This is a genomic window from Oceanicella actignis, assembly GCF_008124525.1.
GTDB classification, from domain to species: domain Bacteria; phylum Pseudomonadota; class Alphaproteobacteria; order Rhodobacterales; family Rhodobacteraceae; genus Oceanicella; species Oceanicella actignis.
The window spans coordinates 54358-73110 of record NZ_VNHJ01000004.1 but is presented as its reverse complement, the minus strand read 5'-3'; the positions used below and the strand labels follow the sequence as shown (position 1 = coordinate 73110).

The 18753-nt window shown below is 72.8% G+C and carries 15 protein-coding genes; 3 read left to right on the top strand and 12 right to left on the bottom strand.

Annotation, left to right across the window (positions count from 1 at the left end; translation table 11 throughout):
• Positions 1-68: 68 nt before the first annotated feature.
• The 10 genes from LY05_RS07420 to ettA form a co-directional block, all read right to left on the bottom strand.
• Positions 69-998 (bottom strand): ABC transporter permease, encoded by a 930-nt coding sequence (locus tag LY05_RS07420; RefSeq protein WP_148922689.1) that lies wholly within the window; start codon positions 996-998, stop codon positions 69-71.
• Complete coding sequence (locus tag LY05_RS07415; RefSeq protein WP_148922688.1) at positions 998-2074, bottom strand: ABC transporter permease; 1077 nt, start codon at positions 2072-2074, stop codon at positions 998-1000. Before LY05_RS07415 ends, LY05_RS07420 begins: the two co-directional genes overlap by 1 nt.
• On the bottom strand, positions 2061-3581 hold the full coding sequence (locus LY05_RS07410) for an ABC transporter ATP-binding protein (protein WP_148922687.1): 1521 nt from the start codon (positions 3579-3581) through the stop codon (positions 2061-2063). The genes LY05_RS07415 and LY05_RS07410 overlap by 14 nt, the downstream gene beginning before the upstream one ends.
• On the bottom strand, positions 3578-4624 hold the full coding sequence (xdhC, locus tag LY05_RS07405; RefSeq protein WP_148922686.1) for a xanthine dehydrogenase accessory protein XdhC: 1047 nt from the start codon (positions 4622-4624) through the stop codon (positions 3578-3580). Before xdhC ends, LY05_RS07410 begins: the two co-directional genes overlap by 4 nt.
• Entirely contained in the window at positions 4621-6939 is a 2319-nt protein-coding gene (xdhB, locus tag LY05_RS07400; RefSeq protein WP_148922685.1) for a xanthine dehydrogenase molybdopterin binding subunit, read from the bottom strand. The genes xdhC and xdhB overlap by 4 nt, the downstream gene beginning before the upstream one ends.
• Positions 6936-8393: a xanthine dehydrogenase small subunit gene (xdhA, locus tag LY05_RS07395; RefSeq protein WP_148922684.1), complete on the bottom strand. Its 1458-nt coding sequence runs from the start codon at positions 8391-8393 to the stop codon at positions 6936-6938. Before xdhA ends, xdhB begins: the two co-directional genes overlap by 4 nt.
• On the bottom strand, positions 8394-8747 hold the full coding sequence (gene uraH / locus LY05_RS07390) for a hydroxyisourate hydrolase (RefSeq protein ID WP_072745689.1): 354 nt from the start codon (positions 8745-8747) through the stop codon (positions 8394-8396). It abuts the gene before it with no gap.
• 157 nt (positions 8748-8904) lie between these two features.
• Positions 8905-9234: a lipid-A-disaccharide synthase N-terminal domain-containing protein gene (locus LY05_RS07385; RefSeq protein WP_072745690.1), complete on the bottom strand. Its 330-nt coding sequence runs from the start codon at positions 9232-9234 to the stop codon at positions 8905-8907.
• Positions 9231-9977, bottom strand: coding sequence for a glycosyltransferase family 2 protein (locus LY05_RS07380; RefSeq protein ID WP_249041886.1), 747 nt, complete (start codon positions 9975-9977; stop codon positions 9231-9233). The genes LY05_RS07385 and LY05_RS07380 overlap by 4 nt, the downstream gene beginning before the upstream one ends.
• 25 nt (positions 9978-10002) lie before the next feature.
• Positions 10003-11670 (bottom strand): energy-dependent translational throttle protein EttA, encoded by a 1668-nt coding sequence (gene ettA, locus LY05_RS07375; RefSeq protein ID WP_148922682.1) that lies wholly within the window; start codon positions 11668-11670, stop codon positions 10003-10005.
• Between the two features lie 175 nt (positions 11671-11845).
• On the opposite strand from ettA, the gene LY05_RS07370 reads away from it, so the two are divergent.
• Together LY05_RS07370 and dacB are read left to right on the top strand one after the other, a co-directional pair.
• Positions 11846-12445: a nicotinate-nucleotide adenylyltransferase gene (locus LY05_RS07370; RefSeq protein ID WP_148922681.1), complete on the top strand. Its 600-nt coding sequence runs from the start codon at positions 11846-11848 to the stop codon at positions 12443-12445.
• 443 nt (positions 12446-12888) lie between these two features.
• Positions 12889-14499 carry a D-alanyl-D-alanine carboxypeptidase/D-alanyl-D-alanine endopeptidase gene (gene dacB, locus LY05_RS07365; RefSeq protein WP_148922680.1) on the top strand — a complete coding sequence of 537 codons (1611 nt, stop codon included), beginning with the start codon at positions 12889-12891 and terminating at the stop codon, positions 14497-14499.
• A 534-nt stretch (positions 14500-15033) separates the two neighbouring features.
• On the opposite strand, the gene LY05_RS07360 is transcribed toward dacB, so the two are convergent.
• A complete protein-coding gene (locus LY05_RS07360) occupies positions 15034-15456 on the bottom strand; it encodes a tellurite resistance TerB family protein (protein WP_072745693.1) in 423 nt (140 codons plus the stop codon).
• Between the two features lie 215 nt (positions 15457-15671).
• Between LY05_RS07360 and LY05_RS07355 the strand changes: the two genes are divergently transcribed.
• The gene (locus LY05_RS07355) at positions 15672-17252 is read left to right on the top strand and encodes a lysine--tRNA ligase (protein WP_148922679.1); all 1581 of its coding nucleotides are present in this window, start codon (positions 15672-15674) and stop codon (positions 17250-17252) included.
• A gap of 188 nt (positions 17253-17440) precedes the next feature.
• On the opposite strand, the gene gltA is transcribed toward LY05_RS07355, so the two are convergent.
• Positions 17441-18736 (bottom strand): citrate synthase, encoded by a 1296-nt coding sequence (gene gltA, locus LY05_RS07350; RefSeq protein WP_072745695.1) that lies wholly within the window; start codon positions 18734-18736, stop codon positions 17441-17443.
• Positions 18737-18753 lie beyond the last annotated feature (17 nt).

The window sequence follows — 18753 nt, the reverse complement described above, 5'->3', positions numbered from 1 at the left end:
TCTTCGCTCCCCTATCCATCCCACCGCGGACAGGATAGGGGCAAATCCCTAACGAAACGGGAACGCGCTCAGCCCTCGGCGCGGAAGGGCTTGCCCAGGCACGCCGGCGCCTCGGCCGCGCGGCGCCGCTCGCCCGAGATCAGCACCAGCACCAGGATCGTGGCCAGGTAGGGCGTCATCGACAGATACTGGCTCTGGATCGAAACCCCCAGCGCCTGCAGGTTCAGCTGCACGATGGTCACGCCACCGAACACATAGGCGCCCAGCAGCGCCCGCCAGGGCCGCCACGAGGCGAAGACCACGATCGCCAGCGCGATCCAGCCGCGGCCGGCGGTCATGCCCTCGACCCAGAGCGGGGTCTGCACCAGCGCCAGATACCCCCCGCCCAGCCCCGCGCAGGCGCCGCCGAACAGCACCGCGGCGAAGCGGATCGCCGTGACGCGGTAGCCGATGGCATGGGCGGCGTGGTGATTCTCGCCCACCGCGCGCAGGATCAGCCCCGCGCGGCTGCGCCCGAGCCACAGCCACGTCCCCGCCGTCAGCGCCAGCGACAGATAGACCAGCGGATCGTGCGAGAACAGCAGCCGCCCGAAGAAGGGCAGGTCCGACAGAACCGGCAGCGACAGGGCCGGGAACTCGGGCGCCGGCATGCCCGAATAGGGCTGCCCCAGCATCGCCGCCAGCCCCAGCCCGAACATGGTCAGCGCCAGCCCCGTGGCCACCTGATTGGCCATCAGGATCAGCGCGAAGAAGGCGAAAACCGCCGACAGCGTCGCCCCGGCCGCCGCCGAGGCGACCACCCCCAGCAAGGGCGAGCCCGTCTCGACCGCCGCGGCGAAGCCGGCGATGGCGCCGACGATCATCATGCCCTCGACGCCGAGGTTCAGCACGCCCGACTTCTCGACCACCAGCTCGCCCAGCGCCGCGAAAAGCAGCGGCGTCGCCGCCACGATCAACGCCGCCCCGATGGCGGCGGGGTTCAGAACGCTTAGATCCATCACGCGGACTCCGTGGCCGGTGCGCGGCGAAGGCGCAGGCGATGGTTGACGAACACGTCCGCCCCCAGAAGGAAGAAGAGCAGCATCCCCTGAAAGACCGAGATCGCCGCCGCGGGCAGCTGCATCTCGAGCTGCGCGGACTCGCCGCCGATATAGGTCAGCGCCATCACCCCGCCGGCCAGCACCACGCCGCCCGGATGCAGCCGCCCGAGAAAGGCGACGATGATGGCCGTGAAGCCGTATCCCGCCGGCAGACCCGGCACCAGCTGCCCGACGGGGCCCGCGGCCTCGAACACCCCCGCCAGCCCGGCCAGCGCGCCCGAGACGCCCATGCACGCCAGCACCGCGCGCCGCTCGGAGAAGCCGGCGAAGCGGGCCGCGCGCGGCGCCTGCCCCATGACCTTGAGCGAAAAGCCGAAAACATGCCGCTGCAGCGCCAGCCAGGCCAGCCCCGCCACGGCCAGCGCGACCAGAACGCCGACATGGGCGCGCGTGCCCTCGATCAGGATCGGCATGGTGGCGCTGTCGTGAAACAGGCGCGATTCGGGAAAGTTGAACCCCTCGGGGTCGCGCAGCGGGCCGCCGACCAGCGCCGAGAGCCACAGCTCGGCCACATAGACCAGCATCAGGCTGACCAGGATCTCGTTCGTGTTGAAGCGGATGCGCAGGATGGCTGGGATCATCGCCCATGCGAAGCCGCCCAGCATGCCCGCCGCGCACATCATCGGCAGCACCCAGAGCCCCGGCGTGTCATACACGGCCAGCCCCGCCGCGCCGCCGGCGACGGCGCCGATGATGAACTGCCCCTCGGCGCCGATGTTCCACACGCCGGCGCGAAAGCCCAGGCTCAGCCCGACCCCGATCAGCACCAGCGGCGCGGCCTTGACCAGAAGCTCGGCGCGCGAGAAGGGCGAAAGCAGCGGCTCGACGAAGATGATCTCGACCGTGCGCAGCGGGTCCTTGCCCAGCGCGGCGAACAGGACCATGCCGAAGACCAGCGTCAGCAGCACCGCCGCGGGCGGCGTCGCCCAGACCATGAGCCGCGAGGGCTCCTTGCGCGGCTCAAGCCTCAGCATGCGCGACCTCCCCGCCCGTTCCGCCCATCATGCGCCCGATCTCCTCCACGCTCAGCTCGGCCATGGGACGCGGCGCGCTCAGCCGCCCGCCCGCCATCACGGCGAAGCGGGTGGAGATCTCCATCAGCTCGTCCAGATCCTGGCTCACCGCCAGAACCGCCGCGCCCGCCTCGGCCATGTCGCGCAGCGCCTGGCGGATCGCCGCCGCCGCGCCCGCATCCACGCCCCAGGTCGGCTGCGCCACCACCAGAACCGCGGGGTTCTGCATGATCTCGCGCCCGACGACGAATTTCTGCAGGTTGCCGCCCGACAGCGATCGCGCCGCGTGCTCGACGCCGGCGGTGCGCACGTCGAAGCGCTCGACCACCGCGCGGGCGAAGCGCGCGGCCGCCCCAAGGCGCAGCACGCCCCCGCGCGAGGCCAGGCGCGCGCGCCGCCGGGCGGTCAGGATCGCGTTCTCGGTCAGGCTCATGTCCGGGACCGCCGCATGACCCAGGCGCTCTTCGGGCGCCACGCACAGCCCCAGCCGGCGCCGCCGATCCGGCCCGAAGGCGCCGATCGGCGCGCCGTCCAGGCGGATGGCCTCGTGCTGGGCGCGGCGCTCGCCCGACAGGGCCTCGACGAATTCGTCCTGCCCGTTGCCCGCGACGCCGGCCACGCCCAGGATCTCGCCCGCGCGCAGATCGAACGAGATGTCGCGCAGCGCCGTGCCGAAGGGGCGGTCCGCCGCCAGGCTCAGCCCGCGCACCGTCAGCCGCACCTCGCCCGGCGCGGCCGAGAGCGGGCGCGTGGCGGCCAGCTCCTGCCCGATCATCATCTCGGCCAGGCTGCGCGCGCTTTCGCTGCGCGGATCGCAGCGGCCCGTCACGCGGCCATGGCGCAGGATGGTGGCGGCCTCGCACAGCTCGCGGATCTCGTCGAGCTTGTGCGAGATGTAGAGGATCGAGACCCCCTCGTCGCGCAGTTGGCGCAGCGTGCGGAACAGCTGCCCGACCTCCTGCGGGGTCAGCACCGAGGTCGGCTCGTCCATGATCAGCAGCCGCGGGCGTTGCAGCAGGCAGCGCACGATCTCGACGCGCTGGCGCGCGCCCACCGACAGCTCGCCCACCCGCCGCTCGGGATCGAGCGGCAGGCCGTAGGCCGCCGACACCTTGCGGATGCGCTCGGCAAGGTCGGCGCCGGCCTCTTCGGGCGGCAGGCCCAGCGCCACGTTCTCGGCTACGGTCAGCGCGTCGAACAGCGAGAAATGCTGGAACACCAGCCCCACCCCCGCGCGCCGCGCCGCGCCGGGGTCGGTCGGCGCATAGGGCTGCCCCTCGAGGCGCATGGCGCCGGCGTCGGGGCGCATCGAGCCATAGATCATCTTGACCAGCGTGGACTTGCCCGCGCCGTTCTCGCCCAGAAGCGCGTGGATCTGGCCGCGCTCGACGGCGAAGCTGACCGCGTCGTTCGCCAGCACGCCCGGAAACCGCTTGGTCAGCCCCTCGACCTCAAGCAAAGCCGTCACGCCGTCGCCTCCCTCTCACGCATGCCGCGCCCCTCGGCCATGCGGGCGCGCCAGGCCAGCAGATCGGCCGCGATCGCCACCGCCACCTGCGCGGGCGCCTTGCCCAGCGCCGGATCGCCGATGGGGCAGGCCATGGCCGCCACCTGCGCCTCGTCATGGCCCAGCGCCCGCAACCGGGCGCGAAAACGCGCCGCCTTGGTGCGCGAGCCGATCACCGCCAGCCGCACGCAGCCGCGCCGCAGCGCCCGATGGCATATCTCCAAGTCGAGCGCATGGGAACAGGTCATCGCCACATGCACCGCCTGCGGCGGCGCCAGATCGACCGCATCGGCCGGATCGGGCGCGATCAGAACCCGCGCATGGGCGGGGGCCGGATCGGGAAAGCGCTCGCGCGCCGAGTCGATCCAGGTCAGCGCGAAGGGCAGGTCCTGCAGAACCCGCGCCAGCGCCCGCCCCACATGCCCCGCGCCATACAGAAAGAGCGGCGTCGGCGCCTCGGCCAGCGGCTCGAACAGCCAGGGCGGATCGGCCGGCGCGCAAACCGGGCCGGGCGCCGCGCCGGCGCCCCTTGCGCGCGCCGCCGCCGCCAGCGCCGCCCGGATCGCCGCAGGCGCATCCGCGGCCCGTCCGACCCCGCCCAGAGGGCGGGCGAGGGCGGGCCGGCCCCCCGTCCGCCCGGCGCGCGCGCGCGCCTCGTCGGCCAGCGCCTCGAGCCGCGACAGAACATCCGCGTCCACCACCTCGTAGGCCAGCGTCGCCGCGCCGCCGCAGCACTGCCCCAGCGCCGGCCCCAGCGCATGGCTCTCGAGCCCCGAGCGGCCGCTTCCAAGCCGCCGGCGCGCCTCGGCCAGCGCCGCGAATTCCAGCGCGCCGCCGCCGATCGTGCCCGCGAAGCCGTCCGCCCAGACCAGCATCTGCGCGCCCGCCTCGCGCGGGGTCGAGCCGCGGGTCTGCGCCACGACCACCCGCGTCACGCGCCCATGCGCGGCCACGGCGGCGCGCAGCGCGTCGATGTCCAGCCCCGCGCCGCCCCCCGTGCTCATGGCCAGCGCTCGCCCCGCGCGCGGGCGATCGCGCGCAGCACCCGTTCGGGCGTGGCCGGCGCGTCCAGCGCCGGATAGGCCGGGCCGCACGAAGCCGCCGCGTCCGACAGCGCCAGCCAGGCCGAGATGCCCAGCATCAGCGGCGGCTCGCCCACCGCCTTCGAGCGGTGGATCGTCGGCTCGCGATTTTCGCCCCGCTCCCAGATGCGGATGTTCATGTGCCGCGGCCGGTCGCCCGCCGCCGGAATCTTGTAGGTCGAGGGCGCATGGGTCCTGAGCCGGCCCGCCTCGTCCCAGACCAGCTCCTCCATGGTCAGCCAACCCATGCCCTGCACGAAGCCGCCCTCGATCTGGCCCAGGTCGATCGCCGGGTTCAGCGAGCGGCCCACATCGTGCAGGATGTCGACCCGCTCGATGCGCCACTGGCCCGTCAGCGCATCGATCGCCGCCTCGGTCGCCGCGGCGCCGTAGGCGAAGTAGTAGAACGGACGCCCGCGCCCCGCGGCCCGATCCCAGCTGATGCGCGGCGTGGCGTAGAACCCGGTGGCCGAGAGCGGCACGCGCGCCTCCCAGGCCATGCGCACGAGGTCGGGAAAGGCGATCTCCTCCTCGCCGACCCGGACGCGGCCGGGCAGAAAGCGCACCTGATCGGCCGAGGTCTGGAAGCGCTCGGCGGCGAAGGCGGTCAGGCGGCGCTTGATCTTCTCGCACGCGTCGCGCACGGCCATGCCGTTCAGATCCGAGCCGCTCGAGGCCGCCGTGGCCGAGGTGTTCGCCGCCTTGCCCGTGTCGGTGGCGGTGATGCGCACGCGGTCGAGGTCGATCTGGAAGGCTTCGGCCGCCACCTGCGCGACCTTGACGAACAGGCCCTGGCCCATCTCGGTGCCGCCATGGTTCAGATGCACCGAGCCGTCGGTGTAGACATGCACCAGCGCCGCGGCCTGGTTCAGATGCGTCAGCGTGAAGCTGATGCCGAACTTGACCGGCGTCAGCGCAAGGCCGCGCTTGATGACCTGGTTGCGCGCGTTCCATTCCGCGATCTCGGCGCGCCGGCGGGCATAGGCGCAGCTCTCGGCCAGCTCGTCGACGATCTCGGCGATGACGCAGTCCTCCACCGTCATGTGATAGGGCGTCAGCGTGCGCGCGCCGCCCGGCGGGTCGTAGAAGTTGCGCCGCCGCACCTCGAGCGGGTCCAGCCCCAGCGCATGCGCGACATGGTCCATCACGCGCTCGATCCCCGCCATGCCTTGCGGGCCGCCGAAGCCGCGAAAGGCTGTGTTCGAGACCGTGTTCGTCCGGCAGCGCCACGAGCGGATGCGCGCATGGGGCAGGTGATAGGCGTTGTCGGCGTGCAGCATGGCCCGGTCGCAGACCGGCAGGCTCAGATCCGTCGCCCAGCCGCAGCGCGCCGCCTGGTCGATGACGACCGCCAGGATGCGGCCCTGGTCGTCGAAGCCGACCTCGTAGTCGATGCGGAAATCGTGCCGCTTGCCGGTGACGAGGAAGTCGTCGTCGCGGTCGTAGCGCATCTTGACCGGCCGCCCCAGCAGCCGCGCCGCCGCCGCCGTCAGGCAGGCCGGGGCGTTGCCCTGGCTTTCCTTGCCGCCGAACCCCCCGCCCATGCGCCGCACGATCACGGTCACCGCGTTGAACGGAACGCCCAGCGTCTCGGCCACCTTGTGCTGGATCTCGGTCGGGTGCTGGGACGAGGCGTGCACCGTCATCTCGTCGCCCTCGCCGGGCACGGACAGCGCCGCCTGGCCCTCGAGGTAGAAATGCTCCTGGCCGCCCAGCTCGACCCGCCCGCGCAGGCGCCGCGGCGCCGCCGCCAGCGCCGCCTCGGGGTCGCCCTTGACCATCTCGCGCATGGGCTCGAGCAGGCTGCCCGCCGCCAGCGCCTGATCGATGGTCAGGATGGCGGGAAGATCCTGGTAGCGGATGCGCGCCTTGCGCGCGGCGCGGCGCGCGGCCAGATGGCTTTCGGCGATCACCGCGAAGATCGGCTGGCCGTGGAAAAGCACCTCGTCCTCGGCCAGAAGCGGCTCGTCATGCGCCGAGGCCGACACGTCGTTCGCCCCCGGCAGGTCGCGCGCCGTCAGCACCGCCACCACGCCCGGCGCCTCGCGCACCTCGGACAGGTCCAGCTCGAGAATGCGCGCATGGGCGCGCTCGGACAGGCCGAAGGCGGCGTGCAGGCAGCCCGGCGGCTCGGGGATGTCGTCGACATAGACCGCCTCGCCGCGCACATGGCGCACGGCCGAGTCGTGGGGAACCGGCGTCGCGACGCCCCCCTTGATGCGCTCGGGGTCCGTCATGCCGCGCCCTCGCGCGTGCCGGCCAGGCGCGTCGGGGCGCCGGGCGCCATGTCCTCGATCAGCCGCTTGCGCAGCAGCGCGCCGGCGACGCGCAGCCGGTAGGCCGCCGAGGCGCGCATGTCGTCGATGGGCGCGAAGTCCCGCGCCAGGGCGGGCAGCGCGTCTTCGACCGTCTCTTCGGTCCACGGACGGCCCAGCAGGGCCTGTTCCGTCGCGCGCGCGCGCCGCGGCGTCGCCGCCATGCCGCCGAAGGCGATGCGCGCATGGCGCACGACGCCGTCCTCTACCGCGATGTCGAAGGCGCCGAGGACGGCGGTGATGTCCTGGTCGAAGCGTTTCGAGATCTTCCAGCACCGCAGGCGCGCCGGGTCCGCCGGGCGGGGCAGGCGGATCGCCGTCAACACCTCGCCCGGGGCGCGGTCCTGGCGGCCGTAATCTATGAAGAAATCCTCGAGCGGCAGGCTGCGCCCGCGCGCGCCCAGGCGCAGCTCGACGCGGGCGCCCAGCGCGATCAGCGCCGGCGCCATGTCGCCGATGGGCGAGCCGTTGGCGATGTTGCCGCCGATGGTGCCGGCATTGCGCACCTGCACCGAGCCGATGCGGCGGATCAGCTCGCCCAGATCGGCGGCGGCGCGGGCCAGAACGGGGCGGGCGTCGACGTAGCGCGCGCCGGCGCCGATGGTGATTTCATCATCTTTTTCAGTTATATGTCGCAGCTCCTTCACGCGGTGCATGAAGATCAGCTCGGCCGGCTCGTCAAGCCGCTTGGTCAGCCACAGCCCCACATCCGTCGCCCCCGCCACCAGCAGCGCCCCGGGCCGCTCGGCCGCCAGCGCGCACAGCGACTCGAGCGAGGCCGGCGCATGGGCGACGCAGCCGCCGCCCTCGAGGCGCAGATCCTCGTCGTCGTCCAGGCCCCGCAGCATGGCCGCCATGGCCTCGTCGTCGGGCTCCCAGTCGGGGCGCGGGGCGGCGCGCGCCTGGCGCGCGGCCTCGAGCAGCGGGCCGTAGCCGGTGCAGCGGCACAGATTGCCCGCCAGCAGGTCGGGCGGCGAGTCGGCCTCGGGCGGGGCGCCGGGGCCGCAGGCGGCATGGATCGACATGACGAAGCCCGGCGTGCAGAAGCCGCATTGCGAGCCGTGCAGCCGCACGATCGCCTCCTGCGCTGGGTGCAGGCGCCCGGCGGGGGCCGCGCCCTCGACCGTGGTCACGGCGCAGCCGTCGAGCATGGGCAGAAGCTGGATGCAGGCGTTCAGCGCCCGGCGCGCCGGGCGGCCGTTCTCGAGCCGCGTGACGCTGACCGTGCAGGCCCCGCAGTCGCCCTCGTTGCAGCCTTCCTTCGTGCCGGTCATGCGGCGGCGAACGCGCAGCCAGTCCAGCAGGGTCATGCGCGGATCGACCCCGCGCAGCTCGACCGCCCGTCCGTTGAGCAGCAAGCGGATGGCGTCGCGCATTCAGGACCCCCTGTAGGTGGAATAGCCGTAGGGCGAGAGCAGAAGCGGCACGTGGTAGTGCGCATCGGGGTCGTCCACGCCGAAGCGCACGGGCACGTCGGACAGGAATTTCGGGCTGGGCAGCGCCAGCCCCGCCGCGTCGAAATAGGCGCCGGCGTGGAAGACCAGCTCATACACGCCCCGGCGCAGCGCCGCGCCCTCGAGGAGCGGCGCGTCGCAGCGTCCGTCCTCGTTGGTCACGGCGTCCAGCAGGTGGTCGCGGCTGTCGACCGACAGCCGGTAAAGGCCGATGCGCAGCCCCGCGGCGGGGCGGCCGCGCGCGGTGTCGAGAACATGCGTGGTCAGGCGTCCCATGCGCCGATCCTCCGTGGCGTCGAGCGGAGCCGCGCCGCGCGTCATGCGTCCGAGTCGCGGCCCGACATGCGTCAAGTCAAACGCGCCGCGCGGCGCCGGGCAAGGATTTTTCCGTTTGGAAAAACTTTTGCGGCGCTCCCGGCCGATTCCCGGCCGATCAGTCGGCGCCGGGATCGGCCGCCGCGGCGGCGCGGCGCTCGACATGGATGAACCACAGGTTGCGCGCGTAGATGAAGAAGCCCAGCGACTGGCCCAGGATGAACACCGGATCGGCGCGATGGATGGCGTAGGCCAGCAGGATCGCCGCCCCCGCGATCGAGAACCACCAGAACGAGGTCGGCACCACCGAGCGCCGCGCCTTCTCGGAGGCCAGCCATTGCAGGAGGAAGCGCATCATGAACAGCAGCTGCCCGCCCAGCCCGATCGCGATCCAGGCGAGCTCGGCGGGCGTCTCGGCCCCCAGCCAGCGTCCCAGCGTCTCGATCACGGGTCGATCCGCTCGATGCGGGCCAGCTTGCGCCGGCGCAGCAGCCACCACACCCCGAACAGGTCCAGCGCCCCGACCATGGCCCGCCCCAGATTGGTGTAGTGCGAGCGGCCGGCCCCGCGCGGGCGGTGGCTGACGTTCACATGCGCCACCTCGTAGCCCTCGCGCCGCACGAGGGCGGGCAGGTAGCGGTGGATGTGGTCGAAGAAGGGCAGCTCGAGGAACACGTGCCGCGGAAAGGCCTTGAGCCCGCAGCCCGTGTCGCGCGTGTCGTCGCGCAGGATGCGCGCGCGCAGCGCGTTGGCCGTGCGCGAGGCCAGCCGCTTGGACAGCGTGTCCTGGCGCGCCACGCGCTGGCCCGCCACCAGCCCCAGCCGTCCCTCGCGGTCGGCCAGCAGCGGCGCGACCAGGCGCGGGATCTCGGCCGGGGGGTTCTGCCCGTCGCCGTCCAGCGTGCAGATGATGGGCGCGCGCGCCGCCCGCACCCCCGACAGCACCGCCGCCGACTGGCCGCAGCTTTGCGCATGGCGCAGCTCGCGCAGCCAGGGATGGCGGCGGCGCGCCTCGGCGATGGCCTCGGCGGTGCCGTCGTCCGATCCGTCGTTGACGAAGATCGCCTCGAACGGGGCCAGGGGGGCGCAGGCCTCGGCGATCTCGTCGGCCAGCGCCATCACCGAGCCCGCCTCGTTCTTCATCGGGGCGATGACGGTGATGCGCGGCGTCTGGGGCTGGGGCCGTTCCATGGATGCGCTCATGCCTGCGCCGCGCTCAGCGCGCGAACTTCTTGTACTTGATGCGCTTGGGCTGCGCGGCGTCGGCGCCGAGGCGGCGGATCTTGTCGGCCTCGTATTCGGCGAAGTTGCCCTCGAACCACTCCACATGGCTGTCGCCCTCGAAGGCGAGGATGTGGGTGCACAGCCGGTCCATGAACCAGCGGTCGTGGCTGATGACCATGGCGCAGCCCGCGAACTGCTCGAGCGCGTCCTCGAGCGCGCGCAGCGTCTCGACGTCGAGGTCGTTCGAGGGCTCGTCCAGCAGCAGCAGGTTGCCGCCCTCGCGCAGCAGCTTGGCCATGTGCACGCGGTTGCGCTCGCCGCCCGACAGAAGGCCGACCTTCTTCTGCTGGTCCGGGCCCTTGAAGTTGAAGGCGCCGCAATAGGCGCGGCTGTTCACCTCGGCGTCGCCCAGCTTGATCACGTCGAGCCCGTCCGAGATCTCCTCCCACACGGTCTTGTTCGGGTCGAGCGCGTCGCGCGACTGGTCCACATAGCTCAGCTTGACCGTGTCGCCGAACTCGATCGTGCCGGCGTCGGGCTTCTCGTGGCCGGTGATCATGCGGAACAGCGTGGACTTGCCCGCGCCGTTGGGGCCGATCACGCCGACGATGGCGCCCGGCGGCAGGCTGAAGGACAGGTCCTCGATCAGCACGCGGTCGCCATAGGCCTTGGTCAGGCCGTTGACCTCGAGCACCTTAGAGCCCAGCCGCGGCCCGTTGGGAATGATGATCTGCGCGCGGCCCACGCGCTCGCGCTCGGACTGGTTGGCCAGCTGCTCGTAGGCCTTCAGGCGCGCCTTGGACTTGGCGTGCCGCGCCTTCGCGCCCTGGCGCACCCATTCGAGCTCGCGCGCCAGCGTGCGCTGGCGGGCCTTGTCCTCGCGCGCCTCCTGCTCGAGGCGCCTGGCCTTCTGCTCGAGCCAGGACGAGTAGTTGCCCTCGTAGGGAATGCCCCGGCCGCGGTCCAGCTCGAGGATCCAGCCGGTGATGTCGTCGAGGAAGTAGCGGTCATGGGTCACGATCAGGATCGTGCCCTTGTATTCGATCAGGTGCTTTTGCAGCCACAGCACCGTCTCGGCGTCGAGGTGGTTGGTCGGCTCGTCCAGCAGCAGCATCTCGGGCGCCTCGAGCAGCAGCCGGCACAGCGCCACGCGGCGCTTCTCGCCGCCCGACAGCTTGGTCACGTCCGCGTCGTCGGGCGGGCAGCGCAGCGCCTCCATGGCCACGTCCACCTGCGCATCCAGATCCCACAGGTTCTGCGCGTCGATCTGGTCCTGAAGGGCGGTCATCTCCTCCATCAGCTCGTCCGAGTAGTCCTCGGCCAGCTTCATGGCGATCTCGTTGTAGCGGTCGACCAGGGCCTTCTTGGCCGCGACGCCGTCCATGACGTTCTCGCGCACGGTCTTCGTGGGGTCGAGCTCGGGCTCCTGCGGCAGGTAGCCCACGCGCACGCCCTCGGCCGCCCAGGCCTCGCCCTGGAAGTCCTTGTCGATGCCGGCCATGATGCGCAGCAGCGTGGACTTGCCCGCGCCGTTGACGCCGACGACGCCGATCTTCACGCCGGGCAGGAAGTTGAGGCGGATGTTCTCGAAGCACTTCTTGCCGCCGGGGTAGGTCTTGGAGACCCCGTCCATGTGATAGACGTACTGGTAGGAGGCCATCTGCGCGCCCTTGATGCTTGAAACGGTCTTCGCCGCCCGTCTATCGGTTTCCGGCCGCGGGCGCAACGGCGCGCCCGGCCCGGCGCCGCGCAAGGGGGCGCCGGGGGCGCGGGCCGGGCGAGGGGCCCGGAGCGGAGCGAGGATCGGGCCGCAGGGGCCGAGCGGAGGGATGCGCATGCGCGAGGGATTGCCGGAGAACCCCGACGGGCTGCGCATCGGGCTGCTGGGGGGCTCGTTCGATCCGCCGCATGAGGGGCACGCGCTGATCTCGCGCCGGGCGCTGGCGACGCTGGGGCTCGACCGGGTCTGGTGGATGCCGACGCCGGGCAACCCGCTCAAGCCGCGGCCGCCGGCGGATCTTGCGCGGCGCCTGGCGGCGTGCCGGCGCGCGGCGCCGGGGCCGCGCGTCAAGGTCACCGACATCGAGGCGCGCCTGGGAACGCGCTATACGGTCGACACGCTGCGGCATCTGCGCGCCATGTGCCCGCGCACGCGCTTCGTGTGGCTGATGGGCGCCGACAACCTGGCGCAGCTGCACCGTTGGCGCCGCTGGGACGAGATCATGCGCCTCGTCCCCGTGGCGGCCTTCGCGCGCCCCGGCGCCATGGTGGCGGCGGGGCTGTCGCCGGCGGCGCAGCGCTTTGCGCGCGCGCGGCTGCGGCCCGAGGCGGCGCGCGCGCTGGCCTTGGCCGACCCGCCCGCATGGACGCTGCTGCCCGGCCCGACAAGCCCGCTCTCCTCGACCATGATCCGCGCTTCCGGCGCGTGGCCCTGAAGGGCGCGTTCGGCGGCGTCCGGCTCCGGCAAGGTGCGGGCGACGTCGCCGTTGGGGCCGCCTCCTTTGCGCCGGGCGGCGCGCGAGGGCGGCCGCTTCGGGCGAGAGCGGCGCCGGCGGCCGCCCGCGCAACCGCCGGTCGCCTGCGCGCAACCAGGCGCGCGCCATGGCTTCGGTCCCCTTGTCCGGCCGCGCCCCCCTCTGCGCCCCGCCTCTGCGCCCCGACTCTGCGCCCCGACTCCGCACCCTGTCCCTGCGCCCGTCGCCGCGCCCGCCTGGCGTGCCGCATCGTCGCGCCGCTGGCCTTCGCGTTCCAGCTTTCGCCGGCCCGGAGCCGGGTCCCGGACGGCGTCTGCGCGTCGCGCCCTGCGTTGCGCCTTCGGCGCGCGCGGGGCATGATCGCGTCTGCGGCGCTTGTCTCGCCGCGCAAGGCCGGAGCGCGCATGCCCATCTCTCGAGCGTCCAAGCCCCCCTTCAGCCTTCGCCGCGCCGCCGCGCTTCTTGGCTGGCTGGCGGCCCTGGCCTCTGCCGGCCCGCTCTGGGCGGCGGCCGCGCCGCGCGCGGCGCCGGCGCCCGCCGCGCGCCCGGGTTCGGAAACGCCGCTCGACGCGGGCGCGATCGTCGCGCGGCTTGCGCCCTCGGGGCGCGCGGGCTTTGCGCTGATCGACCTGCAAAGCGGCGCCATGGTCGAGGGGCGCGACGCCGCCCGCCCCTTTCCGCCCGCCTCGACGGCCAAGGCCGTGGCCGCGGCCCGCGCCCTGGCCGCGCTGGGACCCGAGGCGCGCTTCGTCACGCGGCTGGTCGCCTCGGCCCCGCCGCGCGAGGGTGTGCTGCGCGGCGATCTGGCGCTGGCGGGGGGCGGCGATCCCGAGCTCGATTCGGACGCGCTGGCCGAGATGGCCGCCCAGGCCGCCGCGCGCGGGCTGCGCCGCGTCGAGGGCGCCTTCCTGGCCGATCGCGGCGCGCTGCCGGCGGGGCCGCGCATCGACCCCGAACAGCCCGAGCAGGCGGCCTACAACCCGGCCTATTCGGGGCTGAGCCTGAACTTCAACCGCGTCCTCTTCTCGTGGGGCGCCGAGGGCTCGGCGGGCGGCCTGCGGCTCGAGGCGCGGGCGCTGCGCGCCTCGCCCGCGGTGACGGGGATCGTGATCGACGCGGCGCCGGACCCCTCGGCGCCGCTGTTCCAGCGCGAGGACGGACGCGGCGACGCGCCCGAGCGCGAGCTGTGGCAGGTCAACGCCGAGGCGCTGCGCCCGGCCGAGGGGCGTCGCTGGCTGCCCGTGCGCCATCCCGAGCTTTACGCCGCCGAGGCGCTGCGCGCGCTGGCGGGCGAGGCGGGGGTGAGCCTGCCCGCGCCGCGCCTGGGCGCCGCGCCGTCGCCCGGCACCGAGCTGGCGCGCCGCGAGAGCCGGCCCCTGCGCCAGATCCTGCGCGCCATGCTGCGCCATTCGACCAACCTGACGGCCGAGCTTGTCGGACTGGCCGCCGACGCGGCCGAGGGCCGGGCCGGGGCGCGGGCCGAGGCGGCGGATCCTCTGGCGGCCGCGGGGGCGCGCAGCTCGGCCTGGGCGGCGCGGCTGGCGGGGGCGGCGCCCGCGTCCATCAAGCTGCGCAACCATTCGGGGCTGAGCGCGCAATCGCGCGTCACGCCCGCGGCCATGGCGGCCTTCCTGCGCGCGGCGGCGCGCGGGGCGCTGGGGCCGCGCGCGCGCTCGCCCGAGCTTGACGCCGAGGCGGCCGAAGCGCCCGCGCCCGGCCCGCTGGCGGCGCTCTTGCGGCCGCTGCCGCTGCACGCCGCGCCCGGCGAGCCGCCGGTCCCCGATGACGCCGCCGCGGTCGCCAAGACGGGCACGCTGCTTTATGCGCGGGGGCTGGCGGGATATCTGCGCGCCGGATCGGGCCGCGTCTACGCCTTCGCCATCTATTCCGAGGATCTCGAGCGCCGCGCGCGCCTGGCGGATCTGAGCCGCGCCGACCACGCGGCGCGCGCATGGATGACCCGGGCCGTGGCCTTCGAACGCGCGCTGCTGCGCAGCTGGGCCGTCCGTTTCTGAGCCGCGCGAGGGGCCGCGCCGCCCACGGCCCGCCCCTCGCGCCGCGGCCGGGGCCGACCCCGCGCCGGGCGGTCCGCGCCGGGCGGGGGCCGGTTCATGGCCGCCGCCCGGCGCGTCAATCTGCGCGCGCCGGAGCCATCATGGCGGTCCCTGCGCGTCGCTGCGCACAAGCCGATCCGCGCATGTGGCGCGCCTCGCGCCCCATGTCCGCGACGGTCCGCGCGGGGCAGGCCGGGCGGTTCCGCTCCGGGCCGGCCGCCCGGCAGGTTTCGGCCCCGGCGCATCGATCCGGGCGTGTCGGCCCCTGCGGGTGGGACCCTGCGCGTCGCTCTGAAAAAGTCGGCCCGCGCAGGTCGCGCGCATGTGACGGGCGCTTCGCGCTCGATGACCGCGCCGGTCCGCGCGGGGCGCGCCGGGAGGTTCCGTTCCGGGCCGGTCGCCCGGCTGGCTTTCGCCCGCGCGCGTCAATCCGCGCGCTTCGGTGGGATCCCTTCAGTCCCTGCGCGTCGATCCGCGCAAGGCGCTCGGCGCAGGTCAGTCCGCGCGCGGAATGCGCATGTGGCGCGCGCGTGCGCCGCGCTCGATGGCCGCTGCGGCCAGGCGGCCGACGTTCAGCTCGTGGCGCACCATCTCCAGAAACCGCAGCTCCGTCATCTTGACCCGCCCGTCCGCCGCCGCCACGTCGCAGGCCATGGCGTAGGCGGTCTCGCCCAGCTCGTCGGGCAGGGCCTCGCGCACAAGGCCCAGTATGGCGTCGAGGCCGTCCTCCTCGGACAGCATGTCCATCACCATGCGCGAGACCATCGCCACGCGGTCGGGGTCGTAGCCCTCGAAGGCGGGCATGGCGCTCACGATCCGCTCGATCGAGAGCAGCTCGGGCGTGGAAAGCCGCTGATCGGCCGCCGAGGTCGTCACCATCACCGCCACCAGGGCGTCCTGCGGGGTCAGGACCGTCATCGCTTCGCCTCCTGCCAGAGCGCCGCCTGTCGCGGGGCGCGCGCGCACGATATTGACCGCGACGCGCGCGGGCAATAGGAACTGGGGCCCGCGCGCGCCAGCCCGCCGCGCGCGCCGCCGCCCGCCCCGCGCCCGCCCTGCGCCGCGCCCGGCGCGGAGGCCCCGCGGGCCGCAAGGGGGCGCCGCCCCCGCCCAGTTTCGAAGGACGAACGCCGATGACCAAGCTGCGCGAAGCCGCGATGACCTCCCGGGCCTGGCCTTTCGAGGAAGCGCGCCGGCTGGTCAAACGCTACGAGAAGAAGCCCCCCGAGAAAGGCTACGTGCTGTTCGAGACCGGCTACGGCCCCTCGGGGCTGCCGCATATCGGCACCTTCGGCGAGGTGGCGCGCACGACCATGGTGCGCCGCGCCTTCGAGGCCCTCTCGGACATCCCCACGCGGCTGCTGTGCTTCTCGGACGACATGGACGGGCTGCGCAAGGTTCCCTCGAACGTGCCGAACCGCGAGGAGCTGGAAAAGGACCTGAACCTGCCGCTGACGCGCGTGCGCGACCCCTTCGGCACGCATGAAAGCTTCGGCGCGCACAACAACGCGCGCCTGCGCGCCTTTCTCGACCAGTTCGGCTTCGACTACGAGTTCGCCTCCTCGACCGAGTATTACCGCTCGGGCCGCTTCGACGAGATGCTGCTGCGCTGCCTCGAGAAGTTCGACGAGATCATGGCCATCATGCTGCCCACCCTGGGCGAGGAGCGCCAGGCCACCTATTCGCCCTTCCTGCCCATCAGCCCCAAGACGGGGCATGTGCTGCAGGTCCCGACGCTCGAGCGCAACCTCAAGCGCGGCACGATCGTGTATGCCGAGCCCGACGGCGAGCGCGTCGAGATCCCCGTCACCGGCGGGCATGTGAAGCTGCAGTGGAAGCCCGACTGGGCCATGCGCTGGGCCGCGCTCGGCGTCGATTACGAGATGCACGGCAAGGACCTGATCCCCTCGGCGCAGATCGGCGCGAAGATCTGCCGCGTGCTGGGCCGCCCGACGCCCGAGCTGTTCAACTACGAGCTGTTCCTGGACGGCGAGGGGCAGAAGATCTCGAAGTCGAAGGGCAACGGGCTGACCATCGAGGAGTGGCTGACCTACGCCAGCCCCGAGAGCCTGCAGCTGTTCATGTATCAAAAGCCCAAGGCCGCCAAGCGCCTGCACTGGGACGTGATCCCCAAGGCGGTGGACGAATACCACGCCCATCTGCGCGCCTATCCCGAGCAGAGCCTCGAGGACCGGCTGCGCAACCCGGTCTGGCACATCCACGCCGGCCAGCCGCCCGCCTCGGACATGGTGGTGCCGTTCTCGATGCTGCTGAACCTGGCCTCGGCCGCCGGCGCCGAGGACAAGGCGACCATGTGGGGCTTCATCCGCAAATACGCCCCGGACGCCGCCCCCGAGACGCACCCGATGCTGGATCAGGCGGCGGGGCACGCGGTGGCCTACTACAACGACAAGGTCAAGCCGACCAAGACCTACCGCGCCCCGACCCCGGCCGAGGCCGCCGCGCTGGCCGATCTGCGCGCGCGCCTGCGCGCCTGGCAGGGCGGGGCGGATGCCGAGGCGCTGCAGGACATGGTCTATCAGGTGGGCAAGGACCATGGCTTCGAGAACCTGCGCGACTGGTTCAAGGCGCTTTACGAGGTGCTGCTGGGCGCCAGCCAGGGCCCGCGCTTCGGCGGCTTCATCGCGCTTTACGGGGTCGAGGAGACCGCCGACCTGATCGACCGCGCGCTGGAAGGCCGCCTGGCCGATTGATCCGGGCGCGGCCCGGCGCCCCGCGGCGTCGCCGGGCCTTGCCTTGGCGCGCCGCGCGCCCGCATGGCGGCCGGCGGCGAAGACGTGCGGCGAAGAACCGTCGGGAAATTGGGGGGGGGCGAAAAGCCGCCCGATACGCAAAAGGCCCCGCCATGGCGGGGCCTTTCGCTTGTCCGGCGGGGCCGGGCTCAGCGGTTTTCGACCTCGACATAGTCGCGGCGCACCGGGCCGGTGTAGAGCTGGCGCGGGCGGCCGATCTTGGACTTCTCCTCGATCATCTCCTTCCACTGCGCGATCCAGCCGACGGTGCGCGACATGGCGAACAGCGCGGTGAACATCGAGGTCGGGAAGCCCATGGCCTCGAGGATGATGCCCGAATAGAAGTCCACGTTCGGGTAGAGCTTCTTCTCGATGAAGTATTCGTCCTCGAGCGCGATGCGCTCCAGCTCCTTGGCGACCTGCAGGGTCGGGTTGTCGTCGATGCCCAGCAGGTGCAGCACCTCGTCCGCGCTCTGCTTCATCACCTTGGCGCGGGGGTCGAAGTTCTTGTAGACGCGGTGGCCGAAGCCCATCAGGCGGAAGGGATCGTCCTTGTCCTTGGCGCGCTTGATGTATTCGGGGATGCGGTCGACGGTGCCGATCTCGCGCAGCATGTTCAGGCAGGCCTCGTTCGCCCCGCCATGGGCCGGCCCCCACAGGCACGCCACGCCCGCCGCGATGCAGGCGAAGGGGTTCGCGCCCGACGAGCCCGCCAGCCGCACCGTCGAGGTCGAGGCGTTCTGCTCGTGATCCGCGTGCAGGGTGAAGATGCGGTCCATCGCGCGCGCCAGCACCGGGTCCACGTGATACTCCTCGGCCGGCACGGCGAAGCACATGTGAAGGAAGTTCGAGGCGTAGTCGAGATCGTTGCGCGGATAGACGAAGGGCTGGCCGATCGAATACTTGAACGCCCAGGCGACGATGGTCGGCATCTTGGCGATCAGGCGAATGGTCGCCACCTCGCGCTGCCAGGGGTCGTTGATGTCGGTGCTGTCATGGTAGAAGGCCGACATGGCGCCGACCACGCCGCACACGATCGCCATCGGGTGCGCGTCGCGCCTGAAGCCGCGGTAGAAATACTGCATCTGCTCGTGCAGCATGGTGTGGCGCGTGACGCGGTTCTCGAAATCCTCGAGCTGCGCGGCGTCGGGCAGCTCGCCGTAAAGCAGCAGGTAGCAGACCTCGAGGTAGTGCGACTTCTCGGCCAGCTGCTCGATCGGATAGCCGCGATACAGAAGCTCGCCCTTGTCGCCGTCGATGAAGGTGATCTTGGACTCGCAGGCGGCGGTCGAGGTGAAGCCGGGGTCGAAGGTGAACACGCCCGCATCCGCATAGAGACGCTGGATGTCCACGACCGACGGGCCAAGGGTGCCGTCGCGTACGGGAAGCTCGACCTGACGTCCGTCGATGGACAGGGTCGCGGACCGGCTCGTGTTCGTGCTCATGGGCAAAACCCCCCTTG